Annotated in this window: 16 protein-coding genes; 9 read left to right on the forward strand and 7 right to left on the reverse strand. The window is 71.1% G+C overall.

All coding sequences use genetic code 11. The features are described 5' to 3' along the window. Positions 1 to 105 precede the first annotated feature (105 nt). Both ACGFR7_RS02075 and ACGFR7_RS02080 read left to right on the forward strand, forming a co-directional pair. Positions 106 to 795 carry a hypothetical protein gene (locus ACGFR7_RS02075; protein WP_393311937.1) on the forward strand — a complete coding sequence of 230 codons (690 nt, stop codon included), beginning with the start codon at positions 106 to 108 and terminating at the stop codon, positions 793 to 795. Positions 796 to 1,002: 207 nt separating this feature from the next. Further along, a complete protein-coding gene (locus ACGFR7_RS02080) occupies positions 1,003 to 1,437 on the forward strand; it encodes an SSI family serine proteinase inhibitor (RefSeq protein WP_393311939.1) in 435 nt (144 codons plus the stop codon). A gap of 120 nt (positions 1,438 to 1,557) precedes the next feature. Here ACGFR7_RS02080 and ACGFR7_RS02085 read toward each other — a convergent pair whose 3' ends face one another. The 5 genes from ACGFR7_RS02085 to ACGFR7_RS02105 form a co-directional block, all read right to left on the reverse strand. Next, positions 1,558 to 1,716 (reverse strand): hypothetical protein, encoded by a 159-nt coding sequence (locus ACGFR7_RS02085; protein WP_393311941.1) that lies wholly within the window; start codon positions 1,714 to 1,716, stop codon positions 1,558 to 1,560. A gap of 101 nt (positions 1,717 to 1,817) precedes the next feature. Continuing rightward, positions 1,818 to 2,777, reverse strand: coding sequence for a cytochrome c oxidase assembly protein (locus ACGFR7_RS02090; RefSeq protein ID WP_393311943.1), 960 nt, complete (start codon positions 2,775 to 2,777; stop codon positions 1,818 to 1,820). Positions 2,778 to 2,919: 142 nt separating this feature from the next. Then, positions 2,920 to 3,945 (reverse strand): 6-phosphofructokinase, encoded by a 1,026-nt coding sequence (locus ACGFR7_RS02095; protein WP_393311945.1) that lies wholly within the window; start codon positions 3,943 to 3,945, stop codon positions 2,920 to 2,922. A gap of 190 nt (positions 3,946 to 4,135) precedes the next feature. Beyond that, positions 4,136 to 4,864, reverse strand: a complete 729-nt coding sequence (locus tag ACGFR7_RS02100; RefSeq protein ID WP_086716724.1) for a type 1 glutamine amidotransferase — start codon at positions 4,862 to 4,864, stop codon at positions 4,136 to 4,138. A gap of 38 nt (positions 4,865 to 4,902) precedes the next feature. Then, positions 4,903 to 6,141, reverse strand: a complete 1,239-nt coding sequence (locus ACGFR7_RS02105) for a MurT ligase domain-containing protein (protein ID WP_393311947.1) — start codon at positions 6,139 to 6,141, stop codon at positions 4,903 to 4,905. A gap of 185 nt (positions 6,142 to 6,326) precedes the next feature. Here ACGFR7_RS02105 and def point away from each other — a divergent pair, with 185 nt between their 5' ends. Continuing rightward, the gene (gene def, locus ACGFR7_RS02110; protein WP_393311949.1) at positions 6,327 to 6,884 is read left to right on the forward strand and encodes a peptide deformylase; all 558 of its coding nucleotides are present in this window, start codon (positions 6,327 to 6,329) and stop codon (positions 6,882 to 6,884) included. A gap of 86 nt (positions 6,885 to 6,970) precedes the next feature. On the opposite strand, the gene ACGFR7_RS02115 is transcribed toward def, so the two are convergent. After that, a complete protein-coding gene (locus ACGFR7_RS02115; protein WP_393311951.1) occupies positions 6,971 to 7,618 on the reverse strand; it encodes a TetR family transcriptional regulator in 648 nt (215 codons plus the stop codon). Positions 7,619 to 7,781: 163 nt separating this feature from the next. Here ACGFR7_RS02115 and ACGFR7_RS02120 point away from each other — a divergent pair, with 163 nt between their 5' ends. Further along, a complete protein-coding gene (locus ACGFR7_RS02120; RefSeq protein ID WP_393311953.1) occupies positions 7,782 to 9,008 on the forward strand; it encodes an acyl-CoA dehydrogenase family protein in 1,227 nt (408 codons plus the stop codon). Between the two features lie 956 nt (positions 9,009 to 9,964). Beyond that, positions 9,965 to 11,746, forward strand: a complete 1,782-nt coding sequence (gcl, locus tag ACGFR7_RS02125; RefSeq protein ID WP_393311955.1) for a glyoxylate carboligase — start codon at positions 9,965 to 9,967, stop codon at positions 11,744 to 11,746. Between the two features lie 145 nt (positions 11,747 to 11,891). Here gcl and ACGFR7_RS02130 read toward each other — a convergent pair whose 3' ends face one another. Then, complete coding sequence (locus ACGFR7_RS02130) at positions 11,892 to 13,193, reverse strand: cytochrome P450 (RefSeq protein ID WP_393311957.1); 1,302 nt, start codon at positions 13,191 to 13,193, stop codon at positions 11,892 to 11,894. A gap of 155 nt (positions 13,194 to 13,348) precedes the next feature. On the opposite strand from ACGFR7_RS02130, the gene ACGFR7_RS02135 reads away from it, so the two are divergent. The 4 genes from ACGFR7_RS02135 (at position 13,349) to ACGFR7_RS02150 (ending at position 16,125) form a co-directional block, all read left to right on the forward strand. Then, a complete protein-coding gene (locus ACGFR7_RS02135; RefSeq protein WP_086717821.1) occupies positions 13,349 to 13,576 on the forward strand; it encodes a hypothetical protein in 228 nt (75 codons plus the stop codon). A 227-nt stretch (positions 13,577 to 13,803) separates the two neighbouring features. Further along, a complete protein-coding gene (locus ACGFR7_RS02140; protein ID WP_393311959.1) occupies positions 13,804 to 13,977 on the forward strand; it encodes a hypothetical protein in 174 nt (57 codons plus the stop codon). Positions 13,978 to 14,095: 118 nt separating this feature from the next. After that, positions 14,096 to 15,616: an AlkA N-terminal domain-containing protein gene (locus ACGFR7_RS02145; RefSeq protein ID WP_393312634.1), complete on the forward strand. Its 1,521-nt coding sequence runs from the start codon at positions 14,096 to 14,098 to the stop codon at positions 15,614 to 15,616. After that, positions 15,613 to 16,125 carry a methylated-DNA--[protein]-cysteine S-methyltransferase gene (locus ACGFR7_RS02150; protein WP_393311961.1) on the forward strand — a complete coding sequence of 171 codons (513 nt, stop codon included), beginning with the start codon at positions 15,613 to 15,615 and terminating at the stop codon, positions 16,123 to 16,125. The genes ACGFR7_RS02145 and ACGFR7_RS02150 overlap by 4 nt, the downstream gene beginning before the upstream one ends. The last annotated feature ends 43 nt before the right edge of the window (positions 16,126 to 16,168 follow it).

Raw genomic sequence — 16,168 nt, forward strand, 5'->3', positions numbered from 1 at the left:
CCGCGGACAACTTTCAACTCGCCTTGAATTCCGGGGGGTTGGCTCACCGTATTGCCCGGAGACCGAGCCTGAACCCAGGGTCCAGGCCGAGGACAGGAGTCAGAGATGTCCCGGAAGAAGAGAGTCGGCAAGCGTCAGAAGATCGTTATCTGCGTCAGCGCCGCCGCGCTGGTCGGCGGCATCGCCATCGCGACCGCGGGCACCAGCCAGGCATCCGTGGCGTGCGACGGACTGGCCACCGCTCTGAGCAACAACGAGAAGTTCATCGCCGGCCAGAAGGCGAACCCGGATGCCCAGTCGGCGGCACGGATCGCCAACCGCGAGGCAGTGATCAAGGAGATCCAGGTCAAGCAGAAAGCCGCCGGCTGCTCCGGTGGGCAGGGCGGGGATGACGCCGCGGGCGCTCCGCCGACAGGCAACGAGCCGCCCGCCTCCAGTGCCCCGCCCGCCTCGCAGGCACCGCAGGGGTCGGCGGACCCGTCCGGCTCCGGCGATGCCTCCGCTTCCGCGGCCCCGCCGGCTTCGGATGATCAGCAGGCCGCCGACGGCGATGTGGTCTGCGCCGGCTCGACGGTGACCCTCTCCGGCGAGGGCGGCGCCCCGGCGGCGTCCAGCGACCAGTTCCCCGTCGGCACCAAACTGAAGGTGACCAACCTGGACAACAACAAGTCGACGACGGTCTCCGTGACCTCGGCCTCGGGCAGCTGTGCCCTGCTCAACAACGCGGCCTTCGAGCAGGTGCGTGAGGAGGGGAAGTTCCTGATCCGCAACGCCCGGATCGAGCGCGTGGGGTAACCCCGGTCCGGGTGGCCGGCAGCGGAGCCGCCTCCTCCGCTGCCGGCCACCCTTGTTTCCGGGGTGCAATCGAAGGTCCGTACGGGCGATCTCGCGGCGTGGCCGCTTGCCCGCCGGGGCCCGGCGAGGTGGCCTGGGGCCGCCGGGCGCCACGCGTCGCCGTCAGGCTCCCGCAGGCGAACCCACCGAGCTTCCCAGGAGACACCGATGCCCGTGAGCCCTCGACGCCGGTCCATCCGGACCACCTTGACCGTCAGCGTGTCCGCGCTCGCCGCCCTGTCCACCGCCCTGCTCGGCACGCTCTCCGCCGGCCCGGCGCACGCCGACGCGCTGCCGACCGCCGATCAGGGCCTGCTGCTGACGGTGTCAGGGGCCGGCAACACCTGGACCCGGGGGGTGCGGCTCAGCTGCCCGGACATCCACGGCAGACATCCGCACGCGGCCGCTGCCTGCGATGCGCTGGCCTGGGCGCGCGGGAACCTGGACGCGCTGCCCGGCCACCCGCAGGCCTGCACCAGGGAGTACGACCCGATGACCGCCACCGCGATCGGCACCTGGCACGGTGTCCAGGTGAACTGGCGCAAGGATTTCGCCAACGCCTGCACGATGGACGCCGCGACCGGGCCGTTGTTCCGCTTCTGACGCCTCCGAGGCGGTGCACCCGCACTCCCGCCGCGCCGGCCGGCCGTGCGCCATCACACCGATGAGACCGGACGTGCCGCCACCACGCCGATCGGACCGGCCGTGCCGCCACTACACCGATCAGACGGGCCGCGCCACCATCACGCCGATCGTCACCAGAGCCAGCACCACCCAGGAGAACCAGAGCCAGCCATTGGCGCCCATCGCCACGGTGTAGGCGGTCGCCACCACCAGCCCGCCCACCGTGCACACGGCCATCGTCCTAGCAGATCCGGGCATACCCGCAACCTCCTCATGCGGCCCGGTACGCCATGCCACGGGCCGCGGCCATGGGACCATCGTCCCCGGCCGCGGCCCGTACCGCCAGAGCGGTGCGCTCGTCATCGGCTCCGTGCGTGGAGCGAGGCGAGGTAGGCGTTGTAGTCGGCCAGATCCTTGTCGCCGTTGCGGTCGGCGGCCCGGTCCGCGCGCTGCGCCTGACGCTCCTCGGACTTGCGCCACTGGAAGACCAGGGCGATCAGCACCACCACGGAGGGGATCTCACTGAAGGCCCAGGCGATACCGCCGGCCGCCGACTGGTCGGACAGCGCTTCGATCCCCAGTGAGGACGGCGGGTGCAGGAAGGTGTCGACCATCGGCTCGCTGGCCATCATCAGGGCGATACCGAAAAAAGCATGGAACGGCATGCCCGCGAAGAGCTCCAGAATCCGCATCACATGGCCCGGCCGGTGCGGTCCCGGGTCGACGCCCATGATCGGCCAGAAGAACACCAGGCCGACCGCGAGGAAGTGCACCATCATCCCGATATGCCCGGCCCGGGACTCCATCAGGAAGTCGAACAGCGGTGTGAAGTAGAGCGCGTAGAGACTCGCGATGAACAGCGGGATGGTGAACGCCGGATGCGTGATGATCCGCAGGTAGCGGCTCTGCAGCAGCGCCACCAGCAGCTCGCGCGGGCCCTTGCGGCCGCGCCCGGCCGTCGGCAGCGCGCGCAGTGCCAGCGTCACCGGCGCCCCGAGCAGCAGCAGGATCGGTGAGAGCATGCTGATGACCATGTGCTGGACCATGTGCACACTGAACATCGCCATGCCGTAGTCGTTGAGCTCGGTGCACATCACCAGGGCCACCGTCGCCACGCCCAGGGCCCAGGAGACGGTCCGGCCCACCGGCCAGGCATCCCCCCGCCGCCGCAGCCGGATCACCGCCCAGCCGTACAGGCCGAGTCCCAGCAGACAGCCGACGAGAAAGAACGGATCACCACCGAACTCCAGGCCCCGCGACAGCGTGAACGGCGGCAGATCCATGTTCATGCCGTCCATGCCGTGCCCGCTGTGATCCATCCGCTCGCTCCTGATTCGTACCAATGCTCCGGAGACAAGACTAGAACCGCCCCCGGCCGGGGCACGCGGCAGGGCCGCATATCGGTGCGTTGGCCGGGGGCGGTTCGTGCCGTACGAAACTATCGAGCCGATGCCGGCGGGGTCACAGCACGCACTCGGCCTCGGCGTAGCGCTCCGAGGGCACCGTCTTGAGCGTTTCCACGGCCTCGGCCAGCGGCACCAGCGTGATGTCGGTGCCGCGCAGCGCCGTCATCATCCCGAAGTCGCCGCGGTGCGCGGCCTCGACGGCGTGCCAGCCGAAGCGGGTGGCGAGCACCCGGTCGTACGCGGTGGGAGTGCCGCCGCGCTGGACGTGCCCGAGGATCACCGGACGGGCCTCCTTGCCGAGGCGGTCCTCCAGCTCCACGGAGAGCTGCCGGGCGACACCGGCGAAGCGCTCATGGCCGTACATGTCCTTGCCGCCGATGTCGAAGGACATGGTGCCCTCACGCGGCTTGGCGCCCTCGGCGACGACCACGATCGCGAACTTCTTGCCGGCCTCGAACCGCTCGGCGACCCGCGCGGTGAGCTCGTCGATGTCGAAGGGCCGCTCCGGCACCACGATCGCGTGGGCACCGGCCGCCATGCCGGAGTGCAGCGCGATCCAGCCGGTGTGCCGCCCCATCACCTCGACGATCATCACCCGCTGGTGCGACTCGGCGGTGGTCTTGAGCCGGTCCAGCGCCTCGGTGGCGACCCCCACCGCGGTGTCGAAGCCGAACGTGACATCCGTGACGGCGATGTCGTTGTCGATGGTCTTCGGAACGCCGACGATGGGCAGCCCGGCGTCCGACAGCAGCCGCGCCGCCTTCAGCGTGCCCTCGCCGCCGATCGGGATGATCGCGTCCAGGCCCAGCTCGGCCACGTGGCCGCGGGCCCGCTCCACGCCGTCGCGCAGATGGGCGGGCTGCACCCGCGAGGACCCCAGGATGGTGCCGCCGCGTGCCAGGATGCCGCCGACGGCGTCGAGGTCGAGCTTGCGGTAATCGCCTTCCAGCAGGCCCTTCCAGCCGTCACGGAAGCCGATCACCTCATCGCCGTGATCGGCGGTGGCACGGTGGACGACGGAGCGGATGACGGCGTTCAGACCGGGGCAGTCGCCGCCGGAGGTGAGTAGACCAATACGCATTGCTCGAAAAACCCTCTGCAACTCAACCGGGGGCCCGGACCCCGTCGTCCGGTTGGATGCCGCTCACCCTACAAGCGCGGGGCCGCCGGGCACACGTACGCCCGCAGTGCGGACTGCGGGCGTACGAAAAGGGTTCCATTCCGGCAGACGTCGCATATCGGCGAACCGCCCGAACCGGGAGGAAGCGGTATCAGGCAGGCTGGGTCGCCGCGGCGATCCGCTCCTGGCGCAACGCCTCGTACCAGCGGTCCTCGACCGGAGGCAGCGCATTGACGTCCAGCGCCAGCTTGATCAGCAGGTCGGCGATGTGCGGATTGCGCGCCATCACCGGGCCGTGCATGTACGTCCCGAAGACGGTGTCGTTCCACGCACCCTCGTAGCCGTCGCCGACGCCGTTGCCCTTGCCGAACCGCACCTTGGCGAACGGCCGGGCGGTCTTGCCCAGGTGAGTGACGCCCTGGTGGTTCTCGAAGCCGGTCAGCGGCGGCAGCCCCAACTGCGGGTCGATATCGGCGAGTACGTCACCGACACAGCGCTCGGCCTCGCCGCGGGTGCTGACCACGTCCAGCAGGCCCAGGCCCTCCTGCCGTTCGCCGAGGTCATTGATGAACTCATGCCCCAGGATCTGGTACCCGGCGCACACCGAGAAGACGATCGCGCCGTTGGAGACCGCCCGGCTCAGCCCGCCGTCGCGGATCAGCCGCTCGGACGCCAGCCGCTGCGGCCGGTCCTCACCGCCGCCGATCAGGTAGATGTCGCCGGAGGTGGGAATCTGCTGGTCGGACCGTACGTCCAGCCGCTGGACGTCCAGGCCGCGCTGGCGCGCCCGCCGCTCCACCACCAGGGCGTTGCCCTGGTCGCCGTACGTGCTCAGCAGGTCCGGGTAGATCCACACCAGGCGCAGGCTGTTGTCACTCATGCTCGCTCGTCCTTGTCCCTCACGTCGGTGCACCGCATTCAGTTGCCCACGCGCCGGCGCAGGTCCTGGAAGGCCGTGTAGTTGGCGATGACCTCGATCCGTCCGGGCGGCGCCATCCCCACGGCCTCGTCGAGGCTTTCGCACACGTGGAAGTCCAGCCCCGCGACCTCCAGCCGCACCGCCAGGTCCAGCTTGCGGTCGCCGAGAACGAAGATCGGGTGCCCGGCGAGCCGGGTGTAGTCGACGTCCCACAGCCAGGAGGTGTCCGTGCCGTCCGCGCCGCGGGCGTTCACCGCCATGATCACCGGGGTCGGCGGCGGGTCGATCAGCGAGAACGTCTCCAGCCAGCCGGCCGGGTTCTTCGCCAGCAGCAGCCGCAGCTCCCGCTCCATGAACGTGACCACGTCATAGCGGCCTGCCACCGCCTGCACCGAGAACATCCGCTCCAGGGCCACCTGCGGCGGCACCCCGAAGGCGGCGGCCACCGCGGCGGACGTGGTGGCGTTCGCCTTGTTGGCGCGCCCCGGCAGCTGCAGCTTGATCGGCCAGGCGCTGCCGTGCGGATCGAGCACATGGTCGCCGGACAGCGCCCAGCTGGGCGTGGGGCGGCGGAAGCCGCACTCGGCGCAGAACCAGTCCTCGCCCGGGCGCTGCATCACACCACCGCAGGAGGGGCACGACCAGGCGTCGTCCTTCCACTCCTGCCCGGCCGCGACCCACACCACATTCGCGGACGACGAGGCCGCCCAGACGATCAGCGGGTCGTCCGCGTTGGCGATGATCAGGGCCTTGGAACCGGACAGGCCTTCCCGCCAGTGCTCGGCCAGCATCCGGGTCTCCGCGGCGCGGTCGAGCTGGTCGCGCGAGAGGTTCAGCAGCGCTATGGCCTTCGGCGTCACATCGCGTGCCACGCCGGCGAGGTACTTCTCGTCCACCTCGATGACGCCGTACTTGGCGTCCGATCCACCGGCCAGCGCGGAGGTGATACCCGCCGGCATGTTGGCGCCGAGCGCGTTGGAGACCACCGGCCCACTGGCCCGCAGGGCCTCCGCGATCAGTCGCGTCGTGGTCGTCTTGCCGTTGGTCGCCGACACCAAGATGACGTCCAAGTGCCGTGCCAGCCGCGCCAGCAGGTCGGGGTCGAGCTTCAGCGCCACCCGGCCACCGATCACCGATCCGCTGCCGCGGCCCGCCGCGCGCGACACCGCCGCCGCGGCCTTGCCCGCCGTCACGGCCAGCTTGGCCCGCGGCGACAGCGGCTCCGTGTTGCCTGCCATCGTCCTTGATCCTCCTTGCATCCGGCGCCCGCCTGCCCTGAGGCTGCCGGTGGAACGCTTCCTCCGCAGCCGATGACCGGCCGAGGCTTCGGTCGGGGATCAGCCTATCGAGATCCGGCCCCGGGCCCGAACCCCGCCACCCGTCCGGCGACATCCCGGGCGCGCCGGACCGTACGCTTACCCCCATGCCCGACCGCAACATCCCCGGCTCCTCCGGCCGGGTCCGCCCGCTGCGCCTGCTCGGCGATCCGGCCCTGACCGAGCCCTGCCGGGAGGTCACCGCCTTCGACGGCGAGCTGGCCCGGCTGGTCGAGGACATGTACGCGACGATGTACGCCGCGCACGGTGTGGGCCTCGCCGCCAATCAGATCGGCGTCCCGCTGCGGGTCTTCGTTTACGACTGCCCTGACGACGAGGACCGCCGCCATCTCGGGCATCTCGTCAACCCCCGGCTCGTCGAGACCGACGGCCCGGTCATCCGCGGGCCCGAGGGCTGTCTCTCGGTTCCCGGCATCGAGGCCGGCACTCCGCGCCACGACCACACCGCCGTGACCGGGTTCAGTGTCACCGGTGAGCCCAGGAGCGTGACCGGCACCGGCTTCTTCGCCCGCTGCCTCCAGCACGAATGCGACCATCTCGACGGCGGGCTGTACGTCGACCACCTCACCGGGCTGCGCCGCCGCCGGGCGCTGCGCGCGGCGGCCAGGGCCCCGTGGGCCGCGACGGCGGCGCCCGGCCGCTGAACGGCCGGGGCGCCCCCCGTCTCACCTTCCGGCGCTCAAAAGCCGGCGCCAATGCCGGGGCTCCGGGCCGGCGCCAATGCCGGGGCTCAAAAGCCGGGGCCGCCCTCGCGGTCCGCGACCGCGGCCAGCTGACCCCAGAGCAGATCGGCCAGCTGGGTGACCAACTGCTCGCGCGAACAAGGGCGTTCGCGCAGCCACCAGTCGCCTGCCCCGTGCATCATGCCGACGATGCCGTGGCCCCATACGCGTGCCGTCAGCTCGCCGCCCGGTCCCAGGTCGAGCCGGTCGGTGATCACCTTGGCCAGCTCCTCGCCGAGCCGGCGCAGCAGCGGTGCGGAGTGCCGCCCGACGTCGAAGCCGGACTCCGATGCGTTGTCCTCGTCCGACGGGTGCATCAGGAAGCGGTACACCTGCGGCCGGGCCTCGATCGCGAGCAGGTAGGCGTCGAGGGTGGCCTCGACCCGGTCCCGGCGCAGGACGGGCGCGTCCAGCGCGGTCGCCAGATTGGCCAGCAAGGCATCGGTGTGCCGTACGGCGAGGGCGCGGTACAGGCCGCCCTTGTCGCCGAAGTGCCGGTAGAGGATCGGCTTGGTGATGCCGGCCTCGGCGGCGATGGCGTTCATCGATGCGTCCGGGCCGTCGCGCAGCACAATGCGCTCGGCGGCCTCCAGCAACTCCCGCCGTCTGCGCTCGGTCGCCGTCTGCTGGCGGCCGCCGTGCTTGGTGCTTTCCATGGTCGTGCTCCCCACCCTTGTGAATCCGTGGCGCTCGCGCAACGTAACACCCGATCTCCACGGGGAATTCGTTCTCAGGGGAGTTGACATCTCCTACTGGCGAGTAACACACTGCGGGTTACCGCTAGTAACAACAGTAATGCCAGGCAGCAGTGGAGGGGACATGGCCGAGTTCACCATGGAGCTCAACGACGAGCAGAAGGAAGTCCGTGACTGGGTTCACGGCTTCGCCGCGGACGTCATGCGCCCCGCCGCCGCCGAATGGGACGAGCGCGAGGAGACCCCCTGGCCGGTCATCCAGGAAGCCGCCAAGATCGGTCTGTACTCGCTGGACTTCTACGCCCAGCAATTCTTCGACCCCACCGGCCTCGGTATCCCCATGTCCATGGAGGAGCTCTTCTGGGGCGACGCCGGCATCGGCCTGTCGATCGTGGGCACCGGACTCGCTGCCGTCGGCGTGCTCGCGAACGGCACCGAGGAGCAGATCGGCACCTGGATCCCGCAGATGTACGGCGATGTCGACGATGTGAAGGTCGCGGCCTTCTGCTCGTCGGAACCGGACGCCGGCTCGGATGTCGCCGCGATGCGCACCCGCGCGGTCTACGACGAGGCCAAGGACGAGTGGGTGCTGAGCGGCACCAAGACGTGGGCCACCAACGGAGGGATCGCCAACGTCCATGTCGTCGTCGCGGCCGTCGATCCCGACCTCGGCTCCAAGGGGCATGCCTCCTTCATCGTCCCCCCGAACACCCCCGGTCTCTCCCAGGGGCAGAAGTTCAAGAAGCACGGCATCCGCGCCTCGCACACCGCCGAGGTCGTACTGGAGGAGGTCCGGATCCCCGGCCACTGCCTGCTCGGCGGCAAGGAGAAGCTGGACGAACGGCTCGCCCGCGCCCGGGAGAAGGCCAGGAGCGGTGGCGAGCGCGTGAAGAACGCCGCCATGGCCACCTTCGAGGCCTCCCGCCCGGCCGTCGGCGCGATGGCGGTCGGCACCGCTCGCGCCGCCTACGAAGAGGCCCTGGAGTACGCCAAGACCCGTACCCAGTTCGGCCGCCCGATCATCGACAACCAGGGCGTGGCCTTCCAGCTCGCCGACATGCGCACCCAGATCGACGCCGCCCGCCTGCTGGTCTGGCGCGCCTCCTGGATGGCGGTGGCCGGCAAGCCGTTCACCTCCGCCGAGGGCTCCATGTCCAAGCTCTTCGCCAGCGAGGTCGCCAAAAAGGTCACCGCACAGGCCGTGCAAATCCTCGGCGGAAACGGATTCACCCGCGAATACCCGGTCGAGCGGATGCATCGGGACGCGGCTATCTACACCATCTTCGAGGGCACCAGTGAAATCCAGCGACTGGTGATTGCCCGGACGGTTTCGGGAATGCCGATCCGCTGAGGTGTACGTGCCGTAAGACGCGTGGAGCCGCTTTTTGCGCGGGCCCCGCCCGGTCGTCGGGCGGGGCCTTTTGCGTGCCGTTTCCGCCGGGCTTCAAAGGAGGGTTCCGGGCGATTTCGGGGAGATCGAATCGGGGCGGCCTGGGATGGGCCGGGGGCGCGCCGGCGGCGGGGCGCGGGTGGGTCGTGGATGGGTGGTCCGGGTGGGGCGGGGCCCGTGCGTCCAGGCGGCATGCGGCGTGGTGCATATGAGGGAGCCGGTGGATGCGGGGCGTGGCCGCGGGGCACCGAAAAGCACTCATACAACCTTCAATCAGCGGATCGGGCCCAGGCTCGTCATCGCCGCTGCGGCTGCTGGCGTGGCTGCCGGTGCGGTTGCCGGTGTGGTTCTCGATGTGGCTGCCCGCAGGGGTGAGTGGACGTCTCGAGTTGGTGAAACCTATAACGTCGCCGCAGCTCTCAGGGGGTAACGGGGCATTGCTTCCCGGCGTCACCGCCACCCGTCCTCGCTGAATGGCGGCACACGAAGGCTCGAAGAATGGGCTGGTTGCCGTAAGTGGTAATCACCGCCTCCGGTAAGGGAGCCCCGCCGTAAGGGAGCCCCGCCGTAAGGGAGTTGCGGCGGGGCTCCGTCGTATCGCGTCGCAGGCCGTAGGTCGCAGGCCGCAGGCCGCTGACCGCATGGCTGCGCGCTGCCTGCTGTCCCCTGTCGCTGCCCGCTGCCCGCTGTTCAGTGTCCGCTGCCCGTGGCGCCGTGGCGCTTCGCTGCGAGCGCCCGCCTCTGCCCGTGCCGCATCGCCGGCCTTCCGCGCCGGGCGCCCGGCCTCCCCTTGACGGGTGGAACGCCGCGCTCTACGTTCCTTCCGTAAAGCAAAACATTAATTCCATGATGCGGAATTACTTCTCTCCGGCCCTCCGTCGGAGCTTGCCCGTGACAGGTCGACGCAGGAGTACTCGATGCCTCGAATGACAGCCGCTCGTGCCGCGGTGGAGATCCTCAAGCGGGAGGGCGTGACCCACGCCTTCGGAGTGCCGGGTGCCGCGATCAACCCCTTCTACGCGGCGCTGCAGGGCGCGGGCGGGGTCGACCACACGCTGGCCCGCCATGTCGAAGGCGCCTCGCACATGGCCGAGGGGTACACCCGCACCCATCCGGGCAACATCGGCGTCTGCATCGGTACCTCCGGCCCGGCCGGCACGGACATGATCACCGGCCTCTACTCCGCGACCGGTGACTCGATCCCGATCCTGTGCATCACCGGCCAGGCGCCGACCGCGGTGATCCAGAAGGAGGACTTCCAGGCCGTCGACATCGCCGCGATCGCCAAGCCGGTCACCAAGGCCGCCACCACGGTCATGGAGGCCGCGCAGGTTCCCGGCGTCTTCCAGCAGGCCTTCCATCTGATGCGCTCCGGGCGGCCCGGCCCGGTCCTGATCGACCTGCCGATCGACGTCCAGCTCACGGAGATCGACTTCGACCCCGAGACGTACGCGCCGCTGCCGGCGTTCAAGCCGACCGCGACCCGTGCCCAGGTCGAGAAGGCGCTCGCGCTCCTCAATGAGTCCGAGCGGCCGCTGATCGTCGCCGGGGGCGGCATCATCAACGCCGACGCCTCCGAGCTGCTGGTCGAGTTCGCCGAGCTGACCGGCACCCCGGTCGTCCCCACCCTGATGGGCTGGGGCATCCTCGCCGACGACCATGAACTCAACGCCGGCATGGTCGGCCTGCAGACCTCGCACCGCTACGGCAACGCGAACTTCCTGGAGTCCGACTTCGTCCTGGGCATCGGCAACCGCTGGGCCAACCGCCACACCGGCAAGCTCGACGTCTACACCCAGGGCCGGAAGTTCGTCCACGTCGACATCGAGCCGACCCAGATCGGCAAGATCTTCGCCCCGGACTACGGGATCGCCTCGGACGCCGGGGCAGCGCTGGAACTGTTCGTCGAGGCCGCGCGCGAACTCAAGGACGCGGGCGCGCTGCCGGACCGCTCCGACTGGGCCGCCTCCACCCAGGTGCGCAAGGCCCGGTTGCAGCGGCGTACGCACTTCGACGACATCCCGATGAAGCCGCAGCGTGTCTACGAGGAGATGAACAAGGCCTTCGGTCCGGAGACCCGCTACGTCACCACCATCGGCCTCTCCCAGATCGCCGGCGCACAGATGCTGCACGTCTACAAGCCGCGTCACTGGATCAACTGCGGACAGGCCGGCCCGCTCGGCTGGACCATCCCGGCCGCGCTGGGCGTGGCCACCGCCGACCCGGAGGCGCCGGTCGTCGCCCTCTCCGGCGACTACGACTTCCAGTTCATGCTCGAGGAGCTGGCCGTCGGCGCCCAGCACAGGATCCCGTATGTGCACGTCCTGGTGAACAACGCGTACCTGGGCCTGATCCGTCAGGCCCAGCGCAACCTCGACATCAACTTCCAGGTCAACCTGGAGTTCGAGAACATCAACGCCCCCGAGCTGGGCGTCTACGGCGTGGATCACGTCAAGGTCGTCGAGGGCCTGGGATGCAAAGCTCTCCGCGTCACCGACCCGGGCGAGTTGGGCGCCGCCTTCGAGGAGGCCAAGAAGCTGGCCGCCCGGCACCGCGTCCCGGTCGTCGTCGAGGCGATCCTCGAACGGATCACCAACATCTCGATGAGCGGCAGCGATATCGCCGGCGTCAACGAGTGGGAGGACATCGCGACCGAGCCGGGCCATGCGCCCACCGCGATCAAGCCGCTCAAGGTCTGACACCGCGCAGCGGAGGGGGCAGAGCACGGGGCGGAGGACGGGCTCGATGCGTTGCCCGCTCGGGGCGGCCGGCGCTGTGAATGCCCCGTCGTGGCCACCGGCGCCGTGACTGCCGCACTGCGGTCACGGGCGCCGGTCCGCCGTGTCACGGGCCGAGGATCACCGGCAGGGCGGCCGGCCCGTGCATCAGGCGGGTGTGACGCCACTCCAGGGCGTCCCAACTGTCCACCGCAGGCCGGATGCCCGGGAAGCGCGTCAGCAGCATCTCGAAGGCGATACGGGCCTCCACGCGGGCCAGCGGCGCTCCGAGGCAGTGGTGCGGGCCGTGTCCGAACGAGAGATGACCGCCCGGGCGGTCGGGGCCCTGGAGTCTGGCCGGGGGCCGGGGGCACCGGGGAGATTCCGGAGAGCCGGGAGCGTCCCATGGCTCCGTTGGTCCCGTTGGTCCCGTACGGCGATGACGGTCGAGGCGTACCTCGTCCGGCGCGGGGAACCGTGCGGGATCGCGGTTGGCGGCTCCGAGGGACACCAGAACCACATCTCCCGCGCCGATCCGGGCACCGCCGAGTTCGAACGGTTCGGTGGCAAAGCGGAAGGTCGCGAGCGTGATCGGGGAGTCGTAGCGCAGGAATTCCTCGACCGCGGCGGGGAGCAGCGCGGGATCGGCCCGGAGGCGGGAGCGGAGCGCGTCGTCCTGGAGCAGGGCCACCATGCCGTTGCCGATGAGGTGGGTGGTGGTCTCGTGGCCTGCGACCACCAACAGCACGGCCAGTGACACGAGTTCGCCCTCGGACAGCCGGTCGGTCTCGTCCCGGGCGGCGATCAGGCCACTGAGGACGTCGTCCCCGAGGTTCTTGCGCCGCCCCTCGATCAGCCGCGTCAGGTAGTCGCTGAGGGCGTGCGACGCGCGGTCCACGGTGTCCGGCGCCCCCGCGGCGAACAGGTCATGGGACCAGCGCCGCACCGCCGCACGGTCCGCCTCCGGCAGCCCCAGCATCTCGCTGATCACCGCGATCGGCAGCGGCACGGCGAACTCCTCGACGAGGTCGGCCGACCCGCGCGTGGCCAGTGCGTCGGCCAGCTCCTCCGCGATCGCGCGGATACGGGGCTCCAGTCGTGCGACGGCCGCCGGAGTGAACGCCTTCATCGCCAGCTTTCGCAGCCGGCCGTGGTGCGGCGGGTCGGTGGCGAGCATGGTGCGGCTGACGGCGGGGGCCAGCCGGCGGTTGCCGGGCCGGTCGGCGAAGTAGCGGGCGGTGTCCTTCGACAGCCGGGTATCCGCCAGCGCCGCCCTGGCCTCCGTCCAGCCGGTGACGACCCAGGTCGTACGGCCGTTGTCCGTGCGTACCCGTTGTACCGGGCCGCGCGCCCGCAGCGCGGCGAGCAGCGGATACGGGTCCCGGGAGAACTCGGCTGAGTCCATGGGGTTGTTCACGGTCGGCCTCATGCTCCCATCACGGAGGTCGGTTCCGGGGTGCTGTGGAGCGGTCTCCTTGCGGCCACGGCCGGCGGTCAGCCTACTGAATTCTTGCAGGGGCAAGGATTGCTGCTCATGGCGGCTGCCGAAGTGCGTGACCGGAAAGCCCGGCGCACGCTGGATGCATGTCCGAGCATCCGCCTGTCATCGTGCACCCGCCGACACCCTCCGGTGGCCGACGGGTGACCGTGCGTGGGCAGATCGTCGGCCTGGCACACGGCCGTGGTGATGTCGCCGAGTTCCTACGCCGCGCGGGCGTCGCCGGCCCGGCCGAGGACATCGCACTGGACGACCCCCGGCTCGTCGAATGGCGCGGAGGTTCGCTGGACGACTGGCCGATGCCGCCGGCCTGAGCCGATGCGGTCGGCCTGAGCCGATGCGGTCGGCCTGAGCCGATGCGGTCGGGCTGAGGCCGGTGCCGACCGAAGGCCGTACGCGGCTCCCCGCCCCGCCGCTCTCCGCCCCATCCTGAGCGCGGTGCGACCGGCGATCGAGCCGCCGCGGGCGAAGGACGTACGCTGGCGAACGGCGGCCTCCGGGCCGCCGGTTCGTGAGAGTGCGGCAGAAGCGGGAGCAGGGCGTGAGCGACGACGGGGACAGCGGCTACGACGACGGCGGTGCGCACAGTGGAAGCTCCGTGCTGCACGGCCGGTCGGAGCACTCCACGGACCTGCGTGTCCTGCGAAGGGCCGTGCGCTGGGAGACATTCGCGATCCTCCTGATCCTGGTGGTCCTGGCCGCGGCGGCGTCCTAGACGCGTCCGTCCTCCTTGCGCCGTCCCGGCCGCCTCGGACCGGCCCGCCCGGTCCCCCGAACGCGCCGTCCGATTTCCGCCAGCACCGCCGCCCGACCTGCTGCACAGTGGACCTGTGATGGGCGAGGACAGCAGGTACGAGGCGGTGCGCAGCAGGGACGCCAGATTCGACGGCGCCTTCTTCTTCGCGGTGTCCACGACCGGGATCTACTGCCGGCCGAGCTGCCCCGCCACCACGCCCCGACGCCGGAACGTCGCCTTCTTCCCGACCGCCGCGGCCGCCCAGGGCTCGGGCTTCCGGGCCTGCCGCCGCTGCCGCCCCGACGCGGTGCCCGGCTCCGCCGAGTGGAATGCCCGTGCCGATGTCGTCGGGCGGGCGATGCGGCTCATCGGTGATGGTGTGGTGGACCGGGAAGGGGTTGCCGGGCTGGCTGCCCGGCTCGGGTACAGCGCCCGGCAGGTGCAGCGGCAGCTGAACGCCGAGCTCGGCGCCGGCCCGGTCGCGCTCGCGCGGGCGCAGCGCGCCCACACCGCGCGGGTCCTGCTGCAGACCACCGGCCTGCGGGCCGCCGAGATCGCGTTCGCCGCCGGGTTCGCCAGCGTGCGCCAGTTCAACGACACCATCAAGGAGATCTACGCGCTCACGCCGGGCGAGCTGCGGGCCGCCCGCCCCGGCAAGACGGCCCGATACGGCCCGGTGGCGGTGCCTGCCACGCCCGGTGTGCTGCCGCTGCGACTGGCCTTCCGCGGCCCGTATGCGGCCGGGCAGCTCTTCGACCACCTCCAGCGGCGCGCGATCACCGGGATCGAGGAGGTCGTCGGCGAGCCCGGCGCCCGCACCTACCGGCGCACCCTGCGGCTGCCGAACGGCACCGGTATCGCCGAGGTCGACGAGGCGACCGGCGACGGCTGGCTGGACTGCCGGCTGCGCCTCGGCGAACTGCGTGACCTCACCACCGCCGGGCAGCGGCTGCGGCGCCTCTTCGACCTGGACGCGGACCCGTACGCGGTCGCCGAGCGGCTTGGTGAAGACCCCGTCCTGGCCACGCTGGTGGAGCGCCATCCCGGACTGCGGTCCCCGGGGACCGCCGCCCCGGACGAGCTGGCGGTCCGCGCCGTGCTCGGCCGGCAGGTCTCGGTCGCGGCCGGGCGCGCTCTCGGCGGCGCACTGGTCGCCGCGTACGGCGAACCGCTGCCGGAGCCGTCCGGAACGCTCACCCACCTCTTCCCCCGTGCCGACGCCCTGGCGGCAGCCTCACTCACGGAGATCGGCATGCCCGGATCACGGCGGACGGCCCTGCGCACTCTCGGCGCCGCGCTCGCCGACGGCACCGTCACGCTGGACGCCGGAGCCGACCGGGACGAAGCCGAACGGGTGCTGCTCGGCCTGCGCGGCATCGGCCCGTGGACCGCGGGCTACATCCGGATGCGTGCCCTGGGGGACCCCGATGTGCTGCTCACCGGCGATGCGGCCGTGCTGGCCGGAATGCGCCGGGCCGGAGCCCCGGCGGACGGTCTGGCCGCGCGGTCGGAGGCCTGGCGCCCCTGGCGCTCGTACGCCCTGCACCACTTCTGGAACGCGCCGGTCACCGGACCGGCGCCCACCCGCCCCTCCACCACGGAAAGCACCCGACCATGACGCTCTACACCACCGTCGACAGCCCGCTGGGCGAACTCCTGCTGGTGGGCGAGGAATCAGCCGCCGCACCGGGCGGCACCGCGCTCGCCTCGCTGAGCGTGCCCGGCCAGAAGGGCGGCGCGACCGTCCAGGACGGCTGGACGTACGACCCGGACGCCTTCGCCGAGATCGCCCGTCAGCTCCGCGCCTATTTCGACGGGGATCTGACCCGTTTCTCCATCGCCTTCGCCGACACCCGGGGCACGGACTTCCAGCGGCGCGTGTGGCAGGCCCTGGAGGCCGTCCCGTACGGGACCACGACCACGTACGGGGCCATCGCGGCCGGGATCGGCGCGGCGCGGGGGGCGGTGCGCGCCGTCGGCACGGCGATCGGCTCGAACCCGCTGCTCGTCGTCCGGCCCTGCCACCGTGTGATCGCTGCGGACGGGACCCTGTCGGGATACGCGGGCGGGCCCGTGCGCAAGCGGCAACTCCTCGGCATCGAGGGGGTCGCGCCGGCCGCCGGCTGAGTCCGCCGTACCGGACGTGGGCCGCACCGCACCGCTCCGTCCC

This window comes from Streptomyces sp. NPDC048516 (assembly GCF_043199875.1).
Classification (GTDB): Bacteria; Actinomycetota; Actinomycetes; order Streptomycetales; family Streptomycetaceae; genus Streptomyces.

Coding starts and splice junctions, on each gene's coding strand:
- ACGFR7_RS02150 (WP_393311961.1), top strand. CDS start 15,613: ATGACGCTCTACACCACCGTCGACAGCCCGCTGGGCGAACTCCTGCTG.
- ACGFR7_RS02100 (WP_086716724.1), bottom strand. CDS start 4,864: ATGAGTGACAACAGCCTGCGCCTGGTGTGGATCTACCCGGACCTGCTG.
- ACGFR7_RS02135 (WP_086717821.1), top strand. CDS start 13,349: ATGTCCGAGCATCCGCCTGTCATCGTGCACCCGCCGACACCCTCCGGT.
- ACGFR7_RS02095 (WP_393311945.1), bottom strand. CDS start 3,945: ATGCGTATTGGTCTACTCACCTCCGGCGGCGACTGCCCCGGTCTGAAC.
- ACGFR7_RS02115 (WP_393311951.1), bottom strand. CDS start 7,618: ATGGAAAGCACCAAGCACGGCGGCCGCCAGCAGACGGCGACCGAGCGC.
- ACGFR7_RS02075 (WP_393311937.1), top strand. CDS start 106: ATGTCCCGGAAGAAGAGAGTCGGCAAGCGTCAGAAGATCGTTATCTGC.
- gcl (WP_393311955.1), top strand. CDS start 9,965: ATGCCTCGAATGACAGCCGCTCGTGCCGCGGTGGAGATCCTCAAGCGG.
- ACGFR7_RS02120 (WP_393311953.1), top strand. CDS start 7,782: ATGGCCGAGTTCACCATGGAGCTCAACGACGAGCAGAAGGAAGTCCGT.
- ACGFR7_RS02145 (WP_393312634.1), top strand. CDS start 14,096: ATGGGCGAGGACAGCAGGTACGAGGCGGTGCGCAGCAGGGACGCCAGA.
- def (WP_393311949.1), top strand. CDS start 6,327: ATGCCCGACCGCAACATCCCCGGCTCCTCCGGCCGGGTCCGCCCGCTG.
- ACGFR7_RS02080 (WP_393311939.1), top strand. CDS start 1,003: ATGCCCGTGAGCCCTCGACGCCGGTCCATCCGGACCACCTTGACCGTC.
- ACGFR7_RS02090 (WP_393311943.1), bottom strand. CDS start 2,777: ATGGATCACAGCGGGCACGGCATGGACGGCATGAACATGGATCTGCCG.
- ACGFR7_RS02105 (WP_393311947.1), bottom strand. CDS start 6,141: ATGGCAGGCAACACGGAGCCGCTGTCGCCGCGGGCCAAGCTGGCCGTG.
- ACGFR7_RS02085 (WP_393311941.1), bottom strand. CDS start 1,716: ATGCCCGGATCTGCTAGGACGATGGCCGTGTGCACGGTGGGCGGGCTG.
- ACGFR7_RS02130 (WP_393311957.1), bottom strand. CDS start 13,193: ATGAGGCCGACCGTGAACAACCCCATGGACTCAGCCGAGTTCTCCCGG.